This is a genomic window from Prochlorococcus sp. MIT2308, assembly GCF_059772345.1.
In genome coordinates this window covers 642,822-664,473 of sequence record NZ_CM186283.1, presented here as the reverse complement: position 1 = coordinate 664,473, position 21,652 = coordinate 642,822, and the positions used below count along the sequence as shown (strand labels likewise).

The window sequence follows — 21,652 nt, the reverse complement described above, 5'->3', positions numbered from 1 at the left end:
ATAGATTATTAGCTAAAACTAAATAGGAATTATATTTTTTTATATTTAAATTCTTTTATGACTCTTATTAATCCTAATATTCAGGAATCTGATAAATTCGATATTGAAGATGACTTATTTTTAGATTTTAATTCAATAAAAGGAGGAGATATTAGGCATGATTGGTCTTTAGAAGAGGTCAAAGAGATACATGAATTGCCATTAATGGACTTGTTGTGGAGAGCTCAAATAGTTCACAGATCTTATAATCCAGGTTATAAAGTCCAACTTGCCTCTCTGCTAAGTGTAAAGACAGGAGGATGCTCAGAAGATTGCTCATATTGTCCTCAATCCGTTCACAACGAAACAAGAGTTCAACCTCTCCCTTCTCTTCAAGTTAAGTCAGTTCTTGACAAAGCAAGAGCTGCTAAAGATGCAGGAGCAGATAGATTTTGTATGGGTTGGGCCTGGCGTGAGATCAAAGATGGGAGCGCATTTGATTCAATGCTTGAAATGGTAAGAGGTGTTAGAGAACTTGGCCTCGAGGCCTGTGTTACTGCTGGAATGATTACTGATTCTCAAGCCTCTAGGTTGGCAGAAGCAGGTTTAACAGCCTACAACCATAATTTAGATACTAGTCCTGAACATTATTCCAATATCATTTCAACAAGAACATACCAAGATCGACTTGAAACATTGAAAAGAATACGAATGGCTGGAATTACAGTGTGCTGTGGTGGAATTATTGGTATGGGAGAATCTGTTTCCGATAGAGCATCTTTACTTAAAGTTTTGGCAACTTTAGATCCTCATCCTGAGAGTGTGCCCATAAATGCTTTGGTTGCCGTAGAGGGTACACCTATGGAGGATTTATCTTCTATTGATCCATTAGAGATGGTTAGGATGGTCGCGACGGCAAGGATCATTATGCCTAAAAGTCGAATTAGACTTAGTGCAGGAAGACAGCAGTTAGGTAGGGAAGCTCAGATTTTATGTCTACAATCAGGAGCTGATTCTATTTTTTATGGAGATACGCTTCTTACTACCTGCAATCCGGAGGTAGAGGCAGACCGCAAGCTTTTGGCTGATGCTGGGATTACTGCTAACTTTTCTTGATAATAATTAGGTATGAAAAAAGAGAATAGCCTCAAGAAATTAAAATATAAAGTGGCTGCGTTTTACAAATTTATATCGATTCTTGATCAAGAAATTTTATTAATTAAAGAAGAATTAACAAATTTAGCAACGAGTGAAGAAATAAAAGGAACAATCTTATTAGCTTCTGAGGGAGTTAACGGTACGGTTTGTGGAAATGAGGATACTATTGTTCAATTCATTGAGACATTAAAAAAACTTTTAAATGTTTCGGATATCAATATTAAATATAGTTGGACTGGGAAACAGGCATTTAGACGCTTTAAGGCTCGCAAGAAAAAAGAAATCGTAACGATTGGGCTAAAACAAATCAATCCTACTAAATCTGTTGGTAAATATATAAAAGCTGATGAATGGAATGATTTTTTAAAAGATCCCGATAGTGTCGTTATTGATACTCGCAATGAGTATGAAATAAAAATTGGAAATTTTCAAGGTGCTCTGAATCCTCATACCAGTTCATTTCGTGAATTTCCTGCATGGGTGCAAAAATATTTAAAACCTTTAATTGAAGAGAATCCATCGATAAAAATAGGAATGTATTGTACGGGTGGAATAAGATGCGAAAAAGCCACCTCTTATTTGATAGAAGAAGGCTTCCCCGACGTACATCATCTAGAGGGTGGAATACTAAAATATTTAGAAGATGTCTCTCCTGAAAAGAGTTTATGGAGTGGTGAATGCTTTGTTTTTGATCAACGTGTTTCTCTAGATCATAAGCTATTACCAGGTTCACACCGGATGTGTCATGCTTGTGGATTGCCTATTTCTCCTGAGGACTTGAAAAAACCAACGTATATTAAAGGCTTACAATGTGATGCTTGTGTTGATAAATTTACAGATAGCGATCGAGCTAGATTTGCAGAAAGACAACGACAAATTGATGAGATAATGAAACGTCTACCTGAGAATTCTATATGGCCTTCTTCATGACTAAACCTAATTTAACTTTATTAGAAAAAGAAGCATCTGATAGAGGTTTATTGTTGCGAATACAAGTTAGAAGACCACTCAGCCTTTGGTCTTTTAAGCTGGTCGTTGGCGAAATAACTAGTAATGAAAAAATTCAATTACTAGGTGAAATGAAAGGATGGGCATATCAAAATACTAAAGGACTTCAGCTGGACACTATGAAGGTTGGTAAGAATGTTAACTCTGATGTAGGTGATTTAATCTGGGCGGCAACTATGGCCTGGGCTTTAGAAGAAACCCCATGTCGAAGTGCGAGGTTATTGGCTATTTATGATGAAAACAATCAGCATGAAATCTTGCAACGTTATTTTCGTCGGCGTGGTTTTTATCTTGTCCGTAAAGTTGGATCTTCTCCTTTGGATTTACCTCTAAGACTTGTTTGGGGAGGTGCAGGCGCGTTTATGGTAGGTAATTGTGAGACAGTTTTTGAGAGAAGTTATAGGAGTTGGTCGGAGTAGCTACAGATTTTTATAGATTAATCCAAAGTGTTATTTGCATGGTAACTGCTTCTGACTAATGGACCGCTGTTAACTTTTTTAAAACCTAATTCTTTTGCTATTTCTGCAAAATCATTGAACTTTGCTGGTGACCAATAATGAGAGACTGGAATGTGAGCAAGTGAAGGTCGTAAATATTGACCGATAGTCAGATATTGACAGTCAACTTTTCTAAGGTCTTTAAGAGTTTGAATTATTTCATGAAATTTCTCTCCCAACCCAAGCATTATTCCCGACTTTGTCGGAATTTCTGGATCAATTTCTCTGGCAAATTTGAGAAGATTGAGCGAATGTTCGTAAGTAGCTCCTCGCCTGACTTCTCTTTGAAGTCTCTTGACAGTTTCAAGATTATGGTTGAAGCAAATAGGATTAGCTGAGAGAACTAGCTTAAGTCGCTCTTTTTGCTTTTGTATATTGTCCTTGTTTTTTCCACCCCAGAAATCGGGTGTTAGTACCTCTATTTTGACAGTAGGGTTCAATGATCTGATTGCATCCATTGTTGTCGTAAATAGACTTGCACCGTGATCAGGTAAATCATCTCTTGCGACTGCGGTTAGTACTACATATTTAAGATTTAATATCTGAACAGCATTTGCTACTTTTTCAGCTTCAAAAATATTTACTTTCTCTGGTGACTTCCCTTTCTCTACCTGGCAAAATGCACAGCTTCTTGTACAGATCGAGCCGCCTAATAAAAAAGTAGCCGTACCAGCGGCATAACATTCCCCTCTGTTCGGGCATCTGCCTTCCTCGCAGATTGTATGTAATTTGTTTTCCTTTACGAGTTTTTGAACTTTTTCTAGTTGAGAGGCGTTACCCATTGATGGCTTGATCCAATCAGGTAAACGTTGTTCTGGGATGATGTTGCTATATTTTGTTGTTTTTCTTGTAGTTGTGGTCATTTTTCTTTGATGGTTAATCTAGATCTCTACGTCCTTCTAAAGCACGCGAAAGTGTTACCTCGTCGGCATATTCCAACTCACTTCCAACAGGAAGTCCATAGGCAATACGGGTGACTTTTGTGAAGGGTTTTAATAATCTTCCAACATAAAGACTGGTAGTGTCCCCCTCAATACTTGGTGTTAAGGCAAGTATTACTTCTTTGATGCTTTCTTTATCTACTCTTTTTATAAGACTTGATATTTCAAGCATTTCAGGGCCAATACCATCCATCGGAGAAATCAGACCACCAATTACATGGTAAAGCCCTTTGTACTCGCGAGTTCGCTCAAGAGCAAGTAAATCTTTTGACTCGGCCACAACGCATATGAGATCTTGATTCCTTTGTTTATTTAAACAAATTTCACATTGTTCTCCTGCCGTTAAATGAAAACACGTCTGACATTGACCTACCTGACTCTTGGCATTCACCAAGGCTTCAGAAAACAGTCTAATTTTATCCTCTGGTTGACGCAAAAGATGCAAAGCTAATCTTTGAGCAGTTCTGGGACCGATACCCGGCAATTGCTCAAATTGATCAATTAATTTTGATAATGGTTTTGTAAAGCCGCTCAGAGTTCAGAAGCAATTAACTTGAATTTAGTCATAGTTTTATCTTGGTTGCACTAATTTAAAGAAGATTACCGTCAGTTAAATTGGAAATATAGCAAAATATTGAAGGTGAGCCCTCCAAAATGATCAAATTTTTTCGAACATCTTTTAAAGCCCTTTTGGCAATAGCTCTAGTTTTGACACTGGGAGCATGCTCTACAGGTGGAGCCTCTGGATTGGAACCATTCAAAAGTCAAAATGGACAGTATGGTTTTCTTTTCCCTACAGGTTGGACAAGAGTGGCTGTCGATAATGGCCCAGAGGTTGTTTACCATGATCTAATTAATTCTGATGAAACTCTTAGTCTAGTTATTTCTAAATTGGAAAATGAAGTTGACTTAGATGATTTGGGTGGGGCTGATGCAGTAGGTGAAAGACTCTTTGGTGAAAAAGATATGAACAATCCTATAAAGTTGATCGAAGCTTCAGAGAGAGAAGTCAATAATCATAAATTTTACGATCTTGAATACTTTATAGATTTTGAAGAAAAAAGTAGGCATGAAATTGCAACTGTCGTTGTAGATAGAGGCTATTTATATACACTTGCTGCTAGTACGAATGAACAACGCTGGCCAAAAATGAAAGATACTTTTAAAAGAGTAATTACTTCTTTTACTCTATTTATCTAATTTAAGTATTATTTTCACCAGCTTGGATTTTCCAAAGATAGTAATAAAAATCTTTATTTTTTAACAGAGAATAATGTGTTCCTTTCTCAATGATTTTACCTTTATCTAATACGATAATTTCGTCAGCATCTATTACTGTGCTTAGACGATGTGCAATAACAATTGAAGTACAATTATTTGTTATCTTTTTCAAAGACCTTTGAATCGCAGCTTCAGTGTCATTGTCAACAGATGCTGTTGCCTCATCCAAAATAAGTATCGGTGCTTTTTTTAATATTGCCCTCGCTATGGCAATCCTTTGCCTTTGTCCACCAGATAATTTTTGTCCTCTTTCTCCCACTATTGTGTTTAGCCCCTGGGGTAGCTGATTAATAAATTCAGTTGCTTCTGCAATATCTGCAGCATTTTTTATTTCTGACTTATCAATAATTTGTGATCCATAAGAAATATTTTCTTCAATTGTGCCCTGGAATAAATATGTTTCCTGGCTTACCAATGCAACACATCGTCTTAGACTTTTTAAATCTAATGATTCAATTGAGTTTCCATCAATTTCTATTGAACCTTTACTGATTTCGTATAGCCTTAACAACAGTTTTACAAGAGTACTTTTACCAGATCCGGTCGCTCCTACAATACCTATTTTTTTGCCAGGTATAATATCTAAATTAAACTTTTGGATAACTTTAGACCGGCCTTCATATGTAAAATCAACATCTTTAAATGTTATTGCACCTTGAACACTCTTGGGATCTAATTTTATTTTCCCAGTTTTAATTTTTATTGGAGTATCTATTAAATCTAAAACTCTATTTGTTGATGCCATTGATCTTTGATAATCATCCAAAATATGCCCTAATGTCGTTAAGGGCCATAACAATCTTTGAGTTATAAATACTAAAAAACTATAAGTTCCAACAGGCATTACTCCTTTCCATGCTTGGAAGCCACCAGCAATTAATATTGCAAGGAATGCAAATAAGATTGCAAATCTAATTAAGGGGATAAATGCGGCTGATAACTTAATCGCTTTTCTATTGCTTTCTTGATATGAATTGCTATCGATTCTTAGCCTCTCAAGTTCACAATCCTCAGTAGCAAAACTTTTAATTGTAAGCATTCCACTGAGATTATTATTAAGTCTTGAGGCAAGATCTCCAGCTTTCTCTCTAACTTCTAGGTAACGAGGGGCTAGGCTTTTTTGAAAATTAACCGAACCCCAGAGAATAAATGGAATAGGGATGAAGGCAAGCAATGCAATGCCAGGAGCTAATAAAATCATTGCCCCTCCAACAATAATGACAGTAATTATTAATTGAATTATTTTATTAGCTCCCTCATCCAGGAATCTTTCAAGTTGATTGATGTCGTCATTAAGCACAGTCATAAGCCTTCCTGTATTATCTGATTCGAAAAATGTCATCTCTAGTTTTTGTAAATGGTCATATGCCTTTATTCTTAAATAGTGCTGTGTTCGCTGAGCCAAATTTCTCCACATTAATCCATATAAATATTCAAAGAATGATTCAGCTGTCCAGATCAAAAAAGAAATTATTGCAAGTGCAATTAACTGCTCTGGGACAGTACTTAATCCAATTGAACCAAGCCAAGAACTTTCTTTTCTTACGACTACATCAACAGATATACCAATTAATACAGGTGGTGCAAGATCAAAAAATTTATTTAATGTTGAGCATATAATAGCTGAATAAATTAGACGCTTTTGACTCCTAAGATTACTTAAAAGTCTGGCCAATGGTTTTTTCTTTTTGTTTGGAATTGATTTATACATTTTATTTAGAATGTTATTTTTTTAGAGATTATATTTCTCAGAAGCTTTATCTCTACAATAAACACGAGAACTTTTTAGCGAATATCCAGAATTATATTTTTCAAAAAAACATTGACATGTAAAATTACTAATTTCTTTTAAATTTTGCTTATTTTTCATGTCAAGTTTTGATTTTAATGTTGCAATACAGATTTTATTGATAAGTCTATTTTTAGTACTAATTATTCTTTCCTGAGCTTTTAGGGTGATACTCATATCTAAAATATAGAATATGATCATACTGCTGAATAATAATTTATTTAGCATTTTATTTATCGTTTTTTCTATTAGTCAGCTCTATTAATTTGTAATTCTCGATTCATTACTTTGACTTTTTTTAATGCCTGAAAAATATTATCTGGCATTTGCTTTGGCAAGTCTACAAGGCTGTAAGTCTCAAATATTCTTATTCTGCCTATAGACCTTCCCTTTAAACCTGCTTCGTTGGCAATTGCCCCAACTAAATTTCCAGGCTTAACTCTATCTCGGTGCCCAACTTCAACCCTGAATCTATCCATTTCATCCTCAAGTCTGTTGTTATCAAAATCACCTCTTCGGCGTTGTTTGAATTTATTATCTCTTCGATTATTTGTTGTATTCCTTTGAGCTGATTGCTTGATCCAATCCTCATTTCCTTTTTCAAGGAGTGCATTAAAACCAACTGCTAAATTTAATGCAGCAAGTGTTAAGTCTTTTGGATCTATATCTAGCTCTTTCTCAACATTGCCTATTAACTCTTGTAAAATATTGATCTCTTCTGGGTTATCTCTCTCAGTTGATGCGGCTTTTACTAATTTTGCTTGAAGTTTTTTAATTCGGTTACTGTTAATAAGTTCATTGTCTGGAATATCCATTCTCTCAATTGGTTGACCTACAGCTCTTTCAAGATTACTTAAAAATGATCTTTCTCTTGGATTAACAAAAAGAATTGCCTCACCATTCCTTCCAGCTCGACCAGTTCTACCAATTCTATGCACATATGCTTCGCGATCAAATGGCATATCATAATTAATCACTAAACCTATTCGATCGACATCTAGACCTCTGGCCGCCACATCTGTTGCAACTAAAATATTTATAGACCCTTGTCTTAATCTTTCAACAGTTCGTTCTCTTTGATTTTGAGGGATATCTCCATTTAAAATAGCCACGTTATATCCATATGATTCTAATTTTTCAGCTACGATAATAGTAATAGCCTTGGTCCTTGCAAATATTATTACACCTTCTTCAGATACAGCTTCAAGTACTCTCTGAAGTGCATTTACTTTATAAACATTTTGAACGGTTATATATCTTTGCCTGATAAGCCTTTCTTTCAATTCAGTTGCTTTTATTGTTATTTCCGCAGGACTATTTAAATATTTTTTTGATAATCTTCTTATCTCAGTTGGCATTGTCGCGGAGAATAAAACTAGTTGTCTCTCATCAGGCAATTGTTCTAAAATCCACTCAACATCATCAATGAAACCCATCCTTAACATTTCATCGGCTTCGTCCAAAACTAAGCAACCCAGATGACTAGTATTTAGTGTCCCTTGGCGCATGTGATCCATGACTCGCCCAGGTGTCCCTACGACCACATCAACTCCTCTTCTAAGGGTGTTAATTTGATTTCGGAAGTCTGAGCCTCCATATATTGCAAGTACTTTTAAATGAGGGTGACCAGCAGCGTAGGAGCGAAATGATTCGGCCACCTGCATCGCCAACTCACGAGTTGGAGCTAGAACTAAAACTTGTGGATGTTTAAAGTTTTTTTTCAGTCTTTCTAGAATTGGCAAAGCAAAAGCAGCTGTTTTCCCTGTGCCGGTTTGAGCTTGTCCAACTAAATCTCTACCTAGAAGTAATTCAGGAATAGCAGCTTTTTGAATTGGAGTTGGCGATGAGTAGCCTTTTTCTGTAAGTGTTTGAACTAGTTCTTCACTAAAATTGAACGCAGAAAATCCATTTTCTTGATTTTGTTCGCTTTCATCCACTATCACCTCACTAGACTCTTCAAGAACATCTTGATCTACTGGACATGAGGAATCCTCATGTAGATTTTTAGTCGTCATCTAATAATGGTTGCCTTTTTGTCCTTCAAATTAGGCAGACAACTTCCGATCGGTATATAACCGTGCTTTGCTGACTCGCCTTGTTAAAGGGATTGTAATTTTAATTTTATCATCTTAAAAATCCTTTTAGGAATAAGTTGATCACATCTTTAAAAGTCTTCTTCTTTATTAGTTATTACAAGTAATTGTTTTTTTGCTCTAGTTATTGCTGTATAAAGCATTCGTTTTTCATAATCATCAGAATAAAAATTTTTGAGACTATTCTCTTTTGAAACTTTTGAGGTGTCTGGCCAAAGTAAAAGGACTTGATCAGCTTCACTCCCCTGTGCTTTATGAATTGTCATTGCATATGCTGCATCATAGCTATTTAACCTTGAAGGGTTTATTAATCGAGTTACTAGTCTTTGTTCCTCAGAAAAAACATTAAATAAAAAACGTCTTTTCATACCATTGCCAATAATTATCCCTACGTCTCCATTAGCTATACCTAATTCTGGTTGATTACTTTTTGCCATGATTGGTGTTCCCTCCTCCCACTTGTGTAAGTCCTTCTCAAATCTTTTTCCTAACAGGAACTCGTGGATTTTTTTTACACCCCAGGGCCCATATCTTTGCGGACAAAGTATGAGAAGATTATCTATAAATTTAAATAGTTTTAGTATCTCAACTGATTGCTCTACCTCTATCATGCTTGATTGCCATGCTTCTTTAGGAATATAATTAATACAATTAGCTGTTAGCTTTTTAAGTTTCTTTTTATAGTTGAAAAGAGTCCTGACTACGGGATCTGGAATACTTTTTAGGGATGAAAGATACTGACTTGTATTTGATGAATCTTCTGTCATTGAAAGCAGGTGCCAAAAGGCATCTACTCCTTTACCTTTAAGTGTATTTCTTAATAAAGCAATATCTCCTTTGTTTCGGTATGACTTTGTAAGTTTAACCGAGTTTGATTGAAAGTTTGTTTTCGTTTCTTTCTCTTGCAAGATTCTCCATATGCCACCACTTCCTATTGGTAATAATTGGTCAGGATCACCTACTAAAATTATTTGACAGGACTTTGATAATGCATCGAGTATTCCATTAATGGTTGACAAGTCAACCATTGACATCTCGTCTATGACTATTAGATCTAAATTTAATAGACGTCGAGAGTTTCTTCTGAACCCATTTGGTCCTGCCTCTAACCATTTATGCAATGTTTTAGAGGGAATATTTGAAAGCCTATCTTTTATAGGATCTTCAAAATCTTCAATACCTGCTTGAATAGTGTCTTTTAGTTTCTTTGCGGCTTTCCCTGTTGGAGCAGCCAATGCAATATCAAGAGTCGGATTTCTTGTTAGTGCTTGTAAAAGCATTTGAAGGATGGTACTGGTTTTACCTGTGCCTGGGCCTCCACTCAATAAGATGATTTTTTTACTTTGTACAAGGTTAACAGCTTCTATTTGTTGAATATTTAGATGTTCTAGATTCTTAGTATAAATTCGATCAGGTAATTCCTTAAGATTATTAATAGGTTGATTCCTTACTAGTATTTTATTAATGGTCTCAACTATCTCATTATGTGTTCGACGCCAACTTATTAAATCCCCTCTTAACACTATCGGAGAGTTATCTCCTTTAGTCCAGCCACTATTTAACAAAGCTTTCACATGACAGCTAGGCCAACCTGAGTATTTAAGTTCAAGACGTTTAGGGATTTCTTTCATGTTTATATAAACATCACCTCTTGAAAATCCATCCATTAATACATTTACGACATCAGTTAAAGCCTCATTAAACTCTACAGGTGGAAAATAGCGAATTAGAGTAGCTAATAATGCTTTATTTAAATCAGTTGAAAATTTATTTTTCAGGGATTCTTTCATTTATGTTGTCCTTTAAACAATAAATCTAATTTCTTAATTCTTTCAATAGGAGCCGCTTCGACGATTAAGCCTGGAGTGCTTTTAGTGAAATTTCTTTCTTCTAAATCTCCACTATCTGGGAGTCCTCTCAAAAACACATAAATGTAACCTCCAAGATGTTTTTTAGGTGAATAATCGGGGAGCCTCCAATTTAAAAATCTATGTAAAGCAAGTAAATAAATATGGGCTTGTAGTGGATAGTGGTGATGGCACATTTCTTCATCCATTCTGGAAATTGAATAATTTGAGGGACCACAAGAAAAGCCATCCCCTTTTGATCGCGGAGTGCCTATCCAGTTACTTTTCCAATCTAAAACCCACCATTTAGCAGTTTCATGATTTGAGTTTTCTGCAAAAACTTGGTCTATGGATCCGGTTAGGAAACCGCTGCTATATATATTTAGATTCATCAATTTATTGATATAGTCTGAGCCATATTTATTTTTAATATCTTCTCTAAATATTGATGATAATGTGTGAGTATTAATAGGATTGGTTTCATGACAAATTGGAATATCAAATTTTAATTCTTTGAGAGAGCTTTTAGAATTTAAATTTTTCATTTTAAATTTACCTAAAGGGCCTCCTAAAGGGATATTTGCAATTCTCTTTAATAAAATCTTAATTGGTTCAACAAATGAATTACTTATATTAACTATATTTAATTCTTCTTCTATTATGGTTGAAATTTGTAGTTGATTTTCAATATCATTGAAATCTACTCTTTCAAGTATTTTATGAAGACAAGTTCCTGCTATAGGTCCTCGAGGGAAATTACTAATAGGACTTTCTGACCATACCTGAGCTTCTAATCTTTTATTTCTTTGATCTTTATCTTTAAATACTTGATCAATTTCTTGTAGAGAGTCATCTTCAATTTCATTTTTAAATGTATGATCTTCATTTAATTCATCTGATAAGTCTTTTAGAATCAATTCGTCATTTTTTTGTGTTATCCATTTTGAAAAACTATACCTTCCCCAACTATTCTCAAACTGATGGTTAGGAATTTCTCCAAGTGATAATTTAACTTCACTTTTAGTTTGAGTCCATACTTTATTAGTTTCAACTGCTTTCATATCTTGAATATCAACTTTTAGATTTCTTTCCTTGAATGACTGTTCCATCATTTCTCTTGTATGATCTTCAATATCTAGATTTATTGATTCAGATCCAAATAAAAATCCTGAAAGAGGGTTCCCTTCTTGACCAGCAGCCTTTGCCCAAAGGACTATTAATTGTTTTTTAGCTCTTGTAAAAGCAACGTAAGCTAACCGCTCTGCTTCATTTAATGATTCTTTTCTAATAAAATCTTGATATGTAATATATTTTTTATGCCATTTGTACTTTTTAGAAATTAATAGATTTTGATTGTCTTTCCATAAGTGACTTTTTTTATCTGGAGGTTTTTGCCACAAATATGGACAGATTACTATTTTAAATTGAAGTCCTTTACTCTTGTGGATTGTAATTATATTTACTGAGCTATTACTAATGGCGCTATTAGGTTGATATTCTTCAGGTATTGACTCAAATGACTGGAACCGTTGACTACTAAGCCATTTTGATGCTCTTAAAGCATTAAATTTCTGACGATGAATCTGTTCGTCTACTAACTGAGAGCTTTGATAAAGATCACTCAATAAAGTTCCTCTATGAGAAAGATCGGCTATTGATTTTCCTTCTAAAAAGTTTGATAAACAGCCTAATAATCCAATCTTAGGAAATGATTTTGCAAGTTCATCGAACTTCGAAGATAATGAATCAAAATCACCATTAATTTTTGATTCAATAAGTTTTTTCTTTTTCCATTGCATTAGCTCGGAACAAGCTAATAGTGCAAGCTTTTCTTGATTATGTGGACTGACGATACAGTTAATAAAAAACTGTAGGATTTGAGCACCTTCTTTAGTAAATATGTTTTCATTACTTAGGGTTTGTGCAGGAATCTTTATTTTTGATAAATACCTATGGATGTTTGTAGCTTGATCGTGTCTATTGACTAGTATGCAAATATCTGAGGGGTTTAAATCTTTGGGATTATTGCTTAAAAGTTCTAACAAATAATATCCAATAACTTTTGGGATTTTATTCTCTATTTTGCTTTTTGATTCTAATTTTAATCTTTGTAAGTTTTCTATATGACGATTATCTATTAGATTTATTATCTTTAATGGTTCTTTTATTCCATTCAAGTTTAGTAGATCTTCTTGTGAACATGGATTAAGTTCTTGAGTTGATAGATTTGATCTTTTTAATCCATCAATAAATAATTTATTTAGTATTAGAATTAGAGGTTTTGTACTTCTATAATTAGCATTCATTAAATGAATTTGATCACAAGTTTCTCTGGCTTTCATATATGTATTTAAGCTTCCACCTCTGAAACTGTAGATTGCTTGTTTTGGATCTCCAATCATTAGTAATAGATGTGATGATCTATTGCCAAAGGCTTCTTTTAGTAATCTTAACTGGACTGGATCAGTATCTTGGAACTCATCGATTAAGGCTACTTTATATCTATTTTTTAAGTTTTTATAGATATTATTAGTATTAATTTCATCTTTAGTTTCATTGCTGTTTAAATTTTTAGGATCTAATAATTTAAGTAGATCTGAATAATTTATCAAACCCTTTTTTGATTTTCTTTTTTCAAGCTCTCTCTTAGTCCACAACAAAGCATGTTCCCAAACTAATTCGGCTGGACTATCATATAAATCTCCTATAATATCAAGAATAGGTTTAATTTCTTTTGAAGAAGAATCAATTTTATACTTTCTCTCTAATTGGTAAATATGTTTCGGATGAAAATATTTATTTATAAGGCTTTGACTTTGAATATCCTCATATGATGGCCGCTTTTTCTTTTTATATCCTTCAATCCAGCTACTTAAAAGATCATAACGATTTTTTCTAGGCTTGTTTGAGTATGGCTTTGTATCTGTAATACCTTGAGACTTTAAATCCTCAGCAATCTGTATGAATCTATCTTCAAGCTCTTTGCCCTTTTCTTTCCATACAGTGGTAAATTCATTCCATAATGAATCAATATAGTTGTTTAACTGATTTGAAAGTCTTTCTTCTATTTTTAAGTCATTAAATGTTTTTTTGAAAGTATTATTTGGATCATTATCCAAAGAATTAAGAACTTCTATTAAATTCTTACGATTGAAATTAGTTTTAAATATCCCTTTTAATTCAGAAATTTCTATTCCTAATATTTCTTTTTTCCAATACTCTTCAACAATTTCAATTATTAGTAATTTTGAATCTTTTTCAATGGTTGGGTTTAAACTATTCCTATTTTCAATAGCCTCTCTACGAAGTGACTTACTACAAAATCCATGAATTGTTGTAATATCAGCGCTGTCAATTCTCTCTAATGCCTCTAAGAGTAACGAAGATATATATAAAGCTCGTTCTTTAGATGTTATATTTAATTTCACCCATTCATTTAATACGTTGTCAATTTTATATGGTTTCAGATTTGTATTTATTGATTCAATTATTTTTAATGCTAAAATTAATCTTTCAATGATTCTTGCTTTTATTTCTGACGCTGTCGCTTCTGTAAAGCTAACAACTAGTATCTCATTTATTGAATATTCTCTTTCAGTCAATAACCTTAATACAATATGAGATAGAGAAAATGTTTTACCTGTTCCAGCACTAGCTTCTATTAGCCGCATTCCATTGGCTAAAGGATATTTATTTGCTTCAAATAATTTGATATTAGCCATATTTATTTAATAGGGATTATAAAAAAATATTTAAGTATTTTGGTATCTTTTATGCCTTGGTAAAGTTTGATTAAATTTATTATGATTAACATTCAGGACCTCCAATCTAAATATTTTATATTTTTTATAATAGCCGGTACTTCTTTTATATATTCTTTGTATTCAGGGAATTTAATTTTCAGTTTTTCTTCTTCTTTCAAGGCTTTCATTTTTAAAATGTAAGTTAATGATATGAGTAGAGTAAAATGTATTAGACTCAATGACGAAATACATATTCCTAAAGAAGTAAATATTAATCCTTTATAAAGAGGGTGACGAGCATTTTTGTATGAGTTATTTTTTATCAGACTTGATTCATTCATTGGATAAGGAAGTGGTGTAAGGTTTTCTCCTAAATCTATAAATGCTTTAACGATAGTGAATAGACCTAAAATCGAAATTGCTACTCCAAGAATTGTACAAAATGTATCTATTGAAAATGCTATATGCTTTATTTTTGGATAGGGAGGTATTAAATGTAGGAGGATTAAAAATATTTGTGAAAATAAATACCACTCTCCTTTTGAATTATCAAATAACCCCTTTTTACTAAATCCCCATTTTGATAAGAGAGTTTTAATATTTTTAAAGAGATTGCTTTTATTTGGCTTCATTTTATTTGCTAGATTAGTTGCTGTTTTTTAGGAGTGGTTCATAGAGACTCATTAATACATCTTTAAATGATTCAAATTCTAAAAAAGTAGAGGCTTTGCATTTTTTACCAAAGCAAAGTTCCATTGATAGAGTTTCTCGCTCTCCTTTCGTATATAAATCACCTTCCCATCTCTTTTGAAATAAATCTTGCTCATTCTTATTCTTGTCTTTGGTAGCTAGTGCATATGTCAGCCCACTTTCTGGTGGTATGGGCCAACAGTCAGTTCTTCCTGCGGCTGCTAATTGATGCAATTGTCTTAGAGTTTCAGTTGCTTCTTTGGTATTGATTGGTAAAAACTCCTTGCTTATTTCGAAATTAATCTTTTTGGCAAAATCTGTTTTTTTTGAAATAATTAGTGTTTTATAATTAAATGAACTATTGGCAGATAAATATAAATGATTTAGCCATCCATTCATAAGAGCTTTATATTTTAAACTTCCAACTTCAATCTGTAACAAATTCTTCCCTCCAAAGTAAAATTCACCCTCTAACTCTTTCATCTCAATGCTCTTTTTCGTGATTCGACCGGTAGCATATATTGAGGATATTAAATCATTCCATCGCTCCTCAAGAAGAGCCTCTTCTAATAATCCTGAACCTTTTGGAGGGAAAATACCTTTGCCATAATAGGTTTCTCTCCAGTAGTTTAAATTATTTTTTGTATCGTCAATCTTTCTGAGATCACTATTCTCTAGTCGATGTTTAATAATTTTATATCGTTCTAATTCTGAAAGCTCGAGTAAATCATTGTCTTCAATAATATTGACAAATTCTTTTGATTGGATTTCATGCTCTTTTAACCATGTTATTTGTGGATTGAGTAACCATTCTTTTGTTTTCTCGAAAGTATAAGACTTTATTTCGTTTATGTTTATTTCTTTCCACTTTATCGGTAATGCTAGTGAAATATTTTTTGTTGGCATTGCTTTTTCAAGCCATTCTCTGGCCTCTAGATTCTTCCTATCACAACTCATGATTTGTGGACTTTCGGTTTTTATAAAGTTGAAATGATCAAGAGGGCTTGCTGGTGGCTCAATGAGAATCTCTTCAAAGGTATTGGCTCCTAATTTGATTTTTAAGTAATTCAGCCATTGTTGAATTGGACTCGGAGGTTCAAGATCTTCTCCTGTCTTTTCATCTTTGGAATTCCAGGAAACTAAAAGATTTTGACGAGTTGAGATTAAAGCTTCTAACAATGAATATCGGTCTTTATCATATTGGTTTGGGTCTCCAAGCTCTCTTCTTCTGTCTAGGAGATTAAAACTCCTTCTATTATCTATTCTTGGGAAAGTTCTACTGTCTAATCCCATGATGATGATGATTTGATGAGGGATTGCTCTCATTGGTTCCAATGCACTGATCGTGATTTTCCCAGTCCTATGACCAAATTTGCCATTTGTAGAACTTATTGCTTTGTTGATAATATCTTTGACTACTAGGCAATCAATTTCTAGCTCACAATTATCTGTTACGAGACCCCAATTATTGACAATAGTTAGTAGTTGTTGCTTTTCCCATGCCCATACCCCACCATCTCCAAATAAATCCTTTACGAGCGATGTTATAAGTTTTATCCATTCTTTACATGAACGTTTACTGCGAATCGCATCGATATAATTGCAAAGTTTTGAAAGTATACCCCAAGCTTTTATAAACTCTGTACTTGAAATATTCTCAGAATAAGGGGAGATATTGCTTATTCCATTAATTGGATCATCTGGTAAAACAAGACCAAGTAGAAACCTTTCTAGACACCAGCATAGGCTATGAGTTTCTTCCCCAAATCTTTCTGAGGAATCAAGTCCCCAAGTAAAGCCAGCAGATTGAAGGCTTTTAGTAATTTCAATCGCATCGTCAATAGTTATATTCTGTTGTGTTATTAATGCTGGATTAGTTAATAAGTTCTCAAATATTGATGCTGTTAGACGAGATGCAGAAATCTCTAATAGGTTTAACACAAAATGTGTTAAACCTACTTTATCTTCTTGACTCTTGTCTGTAATTACCCAGGGTAGCTGAGTAGTATTGTGATCTATATTGTTGAAAACTGAGGTAATTATTGGCGCATAGCTATCAACTTGTGGTGTCATTATTAAAATGTCTCTTGGTTGAAGTTTCTTATCATTACTGAAGAGCTGTAATATATGGTCTCGTATCAATTCAACTTGTCGATACTTCCCTGGAGATTTCAGGAAAAGGAGTGATTTGTCAGATTTTTCTTTAGTTAAGACACTCTCACTTTTGATAGATAACAATTCTTGTTGTAGTTGCTCTAATAAATTTGGTTTGTTCCCTTTATTAGTGGCGATATCTGCTGTAAGAGAAAAAATATCTTCCTCATTTCTTTCTCCCAATTGATATTCACCACTCCCTTCTAGCAACTGTTGAAATTCAGCTCCCATGCGTCCAAGGAAGGCTTCAAGTCTTGGAGATTCTAGTAACCATTGCCTGTCGAGAGGAGTATTCCATGTGTTTCTAAATTGTAGTCTTCTCGCTCCACATCTTTGCCAAAGATCATTGCAAGGAGAAATCAGATAAATTTTTATATTTATTACTTTTGATAATGCTTGAATTAAATCTATTTGCAATGGTGCCAAACTACTTATTCCATAGACATATAGATTTTTTGGATAATCTAGTTTAGGTATATCATCTTTCTTTAGACGTTTAATGGCTTTTTCGACTTGGATGCAGAAGGGATCTTTGTTTATCTTTGTATATAGTAAATTAAATAATATTTCTTGCCAAAGGATATTTTTATTAACACTAATTCCTCTAGAATCTTTCTTCGTTTTTTTGCTTAGCCATTGCTTGATAATTTCAGGTCTATAAAATATGTAATCATCAAATGTCTCTGCAATATTGTTTGCTAAATCCCATAAATTAAGATTGATTTGCTCATTATCTTTATTGCTTATTTTTAGCCAGGATCGAATTACCTGTGCTTCGTCCTCTTTCATTAATTCTGGTAATAATTCTAGAATATTCCATACAAGTTGATTTTTTTCCCATGGATCTTTTTCATTAGGATCAATACCAATAATTCTCTTAACTAAACTTTTTAAATATGTACCAGGAAAAGGGTATTTGACTAATGCGTTGATATTATTAATTATTGAATGTTTTTCACTTAACCATCTGCTTGTTGGCCATGTACTTACAATAATATTAACTTCCTCTGTTATTTCAGGAGGGTTTAATCGGAGTTCCTGCCCCAGTATCTCTGCTAACCATTCAGCTTTATTACTTCGATAAATTGTTAGCAAGAGTCAAAATGCGATTTAAAGATATTTTTTAAAGAAAGAAGTTGTCTTTTCTTGGATTGATAATTAGGCTTTTCATTTCTTTTACTGCCTCAGTTAGACCTACTGAAAGTGCTCTAGAAATAATTGTATGGCCAATATTTAATTCTTCAATCCCTTCAATAGCGGCAATCGGTTCAACGTTTTGATAGGTCAATCCATGCCCTGCGTTTACTCTCAAACCATAGGATTTTGCTTGGGCTGTGCTTTCTTTAAGAATTGATAATTCAAAACTTCTTGCCTTGGTTTTTGTGATTGCATATTTACCCGTATGAAGTTCAATCCAGGCGGCCTTTACTTCAGCACAATTTTCTAATTGAGCTTGGACTGGATCAACAAAAAGACTAACTGGAATATCCACATCTGAAAGACGTTGGATTATTTCCTTTAATTTGTTTTTGTGTTTAATAACATCAAGTCCCCCTTCTGTAGTGACCTCTTCCCTTTTTTCAGGAACCAATGTAACCATATCTGGCTTGAGATTAAGTGCAATTGAAGCCATTTCTTCAGTTGCTGCCATTTCCAGATTTAGTCGAGTGTGTACAGTTTCTTTTAGAAGATTTAGATCTCTATCTTGGATATGCCTTCTATCCTCTCTTAGATGAACTGTTATACCGTCGGCACCACCTAATTCCGCTAAAAGAACCATTTTTACTGGGTCAGGTTCAAATGTCTTACGAGCTTCTCGGACATTTGCTATGTGATCAATGTTTACGCCAAGACTTGCCATTAGGTATCTTAAATATACTTTGATTGTATTCATCAAAAGCAAATAAGGTTTAGCCGCTGTAGTAACTGCCCAATCTGACCAGTAATAGTAAAGCTTTCGGAGTTAACTTCATAAGATAGTTTGTTTAAGAGGGTTTTTTTGCCCCTTCTTCATAGAGAAAAAAAAATATGCCTTGGGGTTCATCCCTTCTGGAGTCGATTAGCTATGTTCGTTACACAAGATTTTGCGTTGAACAATTTTTTTCGAAGAAGAATTGTTATTGGCGGAGAAAATTTACCTTTAAGTGGTTCTGTCGTACTTGCTCCCACTCATAGGTCTAGATGGGATGCTTTGATGTTGACTATGGCTGCCGGGAGAAGGATTACAAATAGAGATTGTAGATACATGGTCACCCGATCAGAAATGAGAGGGTTGCAAGGTTGGTTCTTAAACAGGTTGGGTTGTTTTCCAATTGATCAAGGGAGACCTTCTTTAACCACTCTTAGATATGCAGTTGATTTGTTGATTTCACGTCAGCAATTAGTTGTTTTCCCAGAAGGAAAGATAAATCGACTTGGCGAGCCTGTGAAATTGAAAAAAGGATTGATTCGCTTAGCTCAACTTGCGTCTAACAAAGGCTTGGAAATTAAAATTGTTCCAGTCGGTTTGGCCTATAGCGATGTTGTTCCGAGGTTTTATGGATCGGCATCAATTTGTTTCTCTAAACCAATAATTATTTCGAGGGATTTTAAGCAATCTACAAATGACTTTAATATTGAACTTTCCAAAAGTATGAGAAGTGCTGAACAATCCGCTTTGTTAGCTGTTGGTAGAAGATAATATGATTTTACTTAGTTGAATCTTTAGCACCCACATTGACTTTATTTTCTCCAAATTCACTTTAATTCCTTATTCGAAAATGATTACAGCCCAAGAAGTTATTATTTTAATTAAGCAAACACTTCCCGATGCTCAAATTGATGTGAAAGATATGGGCGGTGGTGATCATCTTGAAGTCAATGTTGTATCTGAACAATTCTCTGGGCTATCTCTTGTACAACAACATCAACTTGTTTATGGTGCATTAAAAAATGAATTGAAAACAGAAACAATTCATGCTTTGGCCTTGAAAACCTCAACTCCTCAATAACTTTTCAGACATGGATTCTACAACTCGTTCAAAAATTGAACTCTTAATTAATTCAAAACCAATATTTGTTTTCATGAAAGGAAATAAGTTGATGCCACAATGTGGTTTTTCCAACAATGTTGTTCAAATTCTTAATTCCTTGGGAATGAGCTTTGATACTTTTGATGTGCTTTCCGATATGGAAATTCGAGAGGGAATAAAGGAATATTCAAATTGGCCAACAATCCCTCAAGTTTATGTTAAGGGCGAATTTATTGGAGGCTCCGATATCTTGATAAGCATGTATAACTCTGGGGAATTGAAAGAAAAATTAGAAATCGCGCTTGCTTCATAACTTGTTACTTTTGTGATTCATCTCTAGGCTTCTTTTTGAAAAAACAGGTTATTAATATCGCCATCAGGCCCAATAAAGCTTGAAGGATCAATTATCCATCTATCAATTAATGCTTCTAACTTTTCTTGATCCTTTGAGCCTAATCTCTTGCAATTCCTTAGGGAATGCAAATATCCGTCTGCATAGATCCGAAGCTCAGAAGGACTGTGGTATCGACTTGTTAGCTCCTGACAGGCATCACAAATTGATTGGAAGTGTTTTATCGCTTCTGGATTATCAAAAGATGTCATGGTTTGCTAAGACACAGACTATTCTTGTTAGTCAGCGAACAGTTTGCTTTAATATCTTCTCTAGTCTAAGGGTCTACATTTCCGACTTGTGACATTAATACCTGCAGATCAGCTCGGTACTGAGCAAATTCAAGGATCCTCATCAGGTTCTTCTCCTATTCAAGCAACCACACAATCACCTTCTAAGGTGCTTGTTGTCGAACCCCATCCAACTCTCAGAACTGTTTTGGTTCAGAGGCTTAGGCAAGATGGGCAGCTAGCCGCAGCAGTAGGTTCTGCTGAGGAGGCAGTTGATCTTTGTCGGGATCAATCACCAGATTTATTAGTTAGTGCAGAGATATTGGAAAAAAGTTCAGCCCTTCGACTTGCACAACAATTGGGCTGTTCAGTGATTGTTTTAACTGCAAGAACAGGAGTTGAACCTGTTGTTGGTCTTTTAGATGAGGGAGCTGATGATGTTTTAAGGAAACCTTTTGGCCTTGAAGAATTAGCTGCTAGATGCAGGACTTTACTCAAAAGAGGAAGAATTGGTTTACAAGAACGCGTCGCGGTTGGTCCCCTTGAGGTCCATCTTCTTCTTAGACAGGTCACATTGAGAGAAAAACCTGTGGAACTCAGCCCAAGGGAATTTGCTTTGTTGTGTGCTTTGTTGATGCCACCAGGAATGGTAAGGAGCCGACATGAGTTGCTTCGAATGGCTTGGCCTCCATTTAGTGGTGGACCTCGCTCTGTTGATACACAGGTTTTGACGCTTAGAAGAAAACTAGAGCAAGCTGGTCTTGGTGATGGTGGAGGAATTACAACTGTTCGTCAGCAGGGGTATAGGTTTAGTCTTGATAATTTGCCTTCATAACTTTT

General features: G+C 34.3%; 18 protein-coding genes. 8 read left to right on the top strand and 10 right to left on the bottom strand.

What is annotated here, in order from left to right; all coding sequences use genetic code 11:
• The first annotated feature begins 57 nt into the window (after window positions 1-57).
• Genes bioB through AC6EIW_RS04180 form a run of 3 tightly spaced genes read left to right on the top strand, consistent with a single transcriptional unit; the run spans window position 58 to window position 2,564 of the window.
• Window positions 58-1,095 carry a biotin synthase BioB gene (gene bioB / locus AC6EIW_RS04190; protein WP_498521327.1) on the top strand — a complete coding sequence of 346 codons (1,038 nt, stop codon included), beginning with the start codon at window positions 58-60 and terminating at the stop codon, window positions 1,093-1,095.
• Between the two features lie 12 nt (window positions 1,096-1,107).
• A complete protein-coding gene (gene trhO, locus AC6EIW_RS04185; protein ID WP_498521326.1) occupies window positions 1,108-2,067 on the top strand; it encodes an oxygen-dependent tRNA uridine(34) hydroxylase TrhO in 960 nt (319 codons plus the stop codon).
• Window positions 2,064-2,564, top strand: a complete 501-nt coding sequence (locus AC6EIW_RS04180) for a hypothetical protein (protein ID WP_498521325.1) — start codon at window positions 2,064-2,066, stop codon at window positions 2,562-2,564. The genes trhO and AC6EIW_RS04180 overlap by 4 nt, the downstream gene beginning before the upstream one ends.
• Before the next feature lie 17 nt (window positions 2,565-2,581).
• On the opposite strand, the gene lipA is transcribed toward AC6EIW_RS04180, so the two are convergent.
• Complete coding sequence (gene lipA, locus AC6EIW_RS04175; RefSeq protein WP_498521324.1) at window positions 2,582-3,505, bottom strand: lipoyl synthase; 924 nt, start codon at window positions 3,503-3,505, stop codon at window positions 2,582-2,584.
• Between the two features lie 13 nt (window positions 3,506-3,518).
• On the bottom strand, window positions 3,519-4,118 hold the full coding sequence (gene recR / locus AC6EIW_RS04170; protein WP_498521611.1) for a recombination mediator RecR: 600 nt from the start codon (window positions 4,116-4,118) through the stop codon (window positions 3,519-3,521).
• 119 nt (window positions 4,119-4,237) lie between these two features.
• On the opposite strand from recR, the gene psbP reads away from it, so the two are divergent.
• The gene (gene psbP / locus AC6EIW_RS04165) at window positions 4,238-4,783 is read left to right on the top strand and encodes a photosystem II reaction center PsbP (protein WP_498521323.1); all 546 of its coding nucleotides are present in this window, start codon (window positions 4,238-4,240) and stop codon (window positions 4,781-4,783) included.
• 1 nt (window position 4,784) lies between these two features.
• Here psbP and AC6EIW_RS04160 read toward each other — a convergent pair whose 3' ends face one another.
• The 7 genes from AC6EIW_RS04160 to AC6EIW_RS04130 form a co-directional block, all read right to left on the bottom strand.
• Window positions 4,785-6,575: an ABC transporter ATP-binding protein gene (locus tag AC6EIW_RS04160; protein WP_498521322.1), complete on the bottom strand. Its 1,791-nt coding sequence runs from the start codon at window positions 6,573-6,575 to the stop codon at window positions 4,785-4,787.
• A gap of 326 nt (window positions 6,576-6,901) precedes the next feature.
• Window positions 6,902-8,668: a DEAD/DEAH box helicase gene (locus AC6EIW_RS04155; RefSeq protein WP_498521321.1), complete on the bottom strand. Its 1,767-nt coding sequence runs from the start codon at window positions 8,666-8,668 to the stop codon at window positions 6,902-6,904.
• Window positions 8,669-8,817: 149 nt separating this feature from the next.
• Window positions 8,818-10,536: an AAA family ATPase gene (locus AC6EIW_RS04150; protein WP_498521320.1), complete on the bottom strand. Its 1,719-nt coding sequence runs from the start codon at window positions 10,534-10,536 to the stop codon at window positions 8,818-8,820.
• Window positions 10,533-14,315: a UvrD-helicase domain-containing protein gene (locus AC6EIW_RS04145; RefSeq protein WP_498521319.1), complete on the bottom strand. Its 3,783-nt coding sequence runs from the start codon at window positions 14,313-14,315 to the stop codon at window positions 10,533-10,535. The genes AC6EIW_RS04150 and AC6EIW_RS04145 overlap by 4 nt, the downstream gene beginning before the upstream one ends.
• Before the next feature lie 92 nt (window positions 14,316-14,407).
• Window positions 14,408-14,968, bottom strand: coding sequence for a methyltransferase (locus AC6EIW_RS04140; RefSeq protein WP_498521318.1), 561 nt, complete (start codon window positions 14,966-14,968; stop codon window positions 14,408-14,410).
• A 13-nt stretch (window positions 14,969-14,981) separates the two neighbouring features.
• Window positions 14,982-18,275 carry an exodeoxyribonuclease V subunit gamma gene (locus AC6EIW_RS04135; RefSeq protein WP_498521317.1) on the bottom strand — a complete coding sequence of 1,098 codons (3,294 nt, stop codon included), beginning with the start codon at window positions 18,273-18,275 and terminating at the stop codon, window positions 14,982-14,984.
• A gap of 28 nt (window positions 18,276-18,303) precedes the next feature.
• On the bottom strand, window positions 18,304-19,041 hold the full coding sequence (locus AC6EIW_RS04130) for a pyridoxine 5'-phosphate synthase (protein ID WP_498521610.1): 738 nt from the start codon (window positions 19,039-19,041) through the stop codon (window positions 18,304-18,306).
• 138 nt (window positions 19,042-19,179) lie between these two features.
• Between AC6EIW_RS04130 and AC6EIW_RS04125 the strand changes: the two genes are divergently transcribed.
• The 3 genes from AC6EIW_RS04125 to grxD all read left to right on the top strand — a co-directional run bounded on the left by AC6EIW_RS04125 (window position 19,180) and on the right by grxD (window position 20,504).
• The gene (locus AC6EIW_RS04125) at window positions 19,180-19,860 is read left to right on the top strand and encodes a lysophospholipid acyltransferase family protein (RefSeq protein ID WP_498521316.1); all 681 of its coding nucleotides are present in this window, start codon (window positions 19,180-19,182) and stop codon (window positions 19,858-19,860) included.
• Between the two features lie 79 nt (window positions 19,861-19,939).
• The gene (locus AC6EIW_RS04120; protein ID WP_498463106.1) at window positions 19,940-20,170 is read left to right on the top strand and encodes a BolA family protein; all 231 of its coding nucleotides are present in this window, start codon (window positions 19,940-19,942) and stop codon (window positions 20,168-20,170) included.
• 10 nt (window positions 20,171-20,180) lie between these two features.
• The gene (gene grxD / locus AC6EIW_RS04115; protein WP_498521315.1) at window positions 20,181-20,504 is read left to right on the top strand and encodes a Grx4 family monothiol glutaredoxin; all 324 of its coding nucleotides are present in this window, start codon (window positions 20,181-20,183) and stop codon (window positions 20,502-20,504) included.
• A gap of 23 nt (window positions 20,505-20,527) precedes the next feature.
• Here the strand turns inward: grxD and AC6EIW_RS04110 are convergent, their stop codons facing one another.
• A complete protein-coding gene (locus AC6EIW_RS04110) occupies window positions 20,528-20,794 on the bottom strand; it encodes a DUF6761 family protein (RefSeq protein WP_498521314.1) in 267 nt (88 codons plus the stop codon).
• An 88-nt stretch (window positions 20,795-20,882) separates the two neighbouring features.
• Here AC6EIW_RS04110 and AC6EIW_RS04105 point away from each other — a divergent pair, with 88 nt between their 5' ends.
• Window positions 20,883-21,647, top strand: coding sequence for a response regulator transcription factor (locus AC6EIW_RS04105; RefSeq protein WP_498463103.1), 765 nt, complete (start codon window positions 20,883-20,885; stop codon window positions 21,645-21,647).
• The last annotated feature ends 5 nt before the right edge of the window (window positions 21,648-21,652 follow it).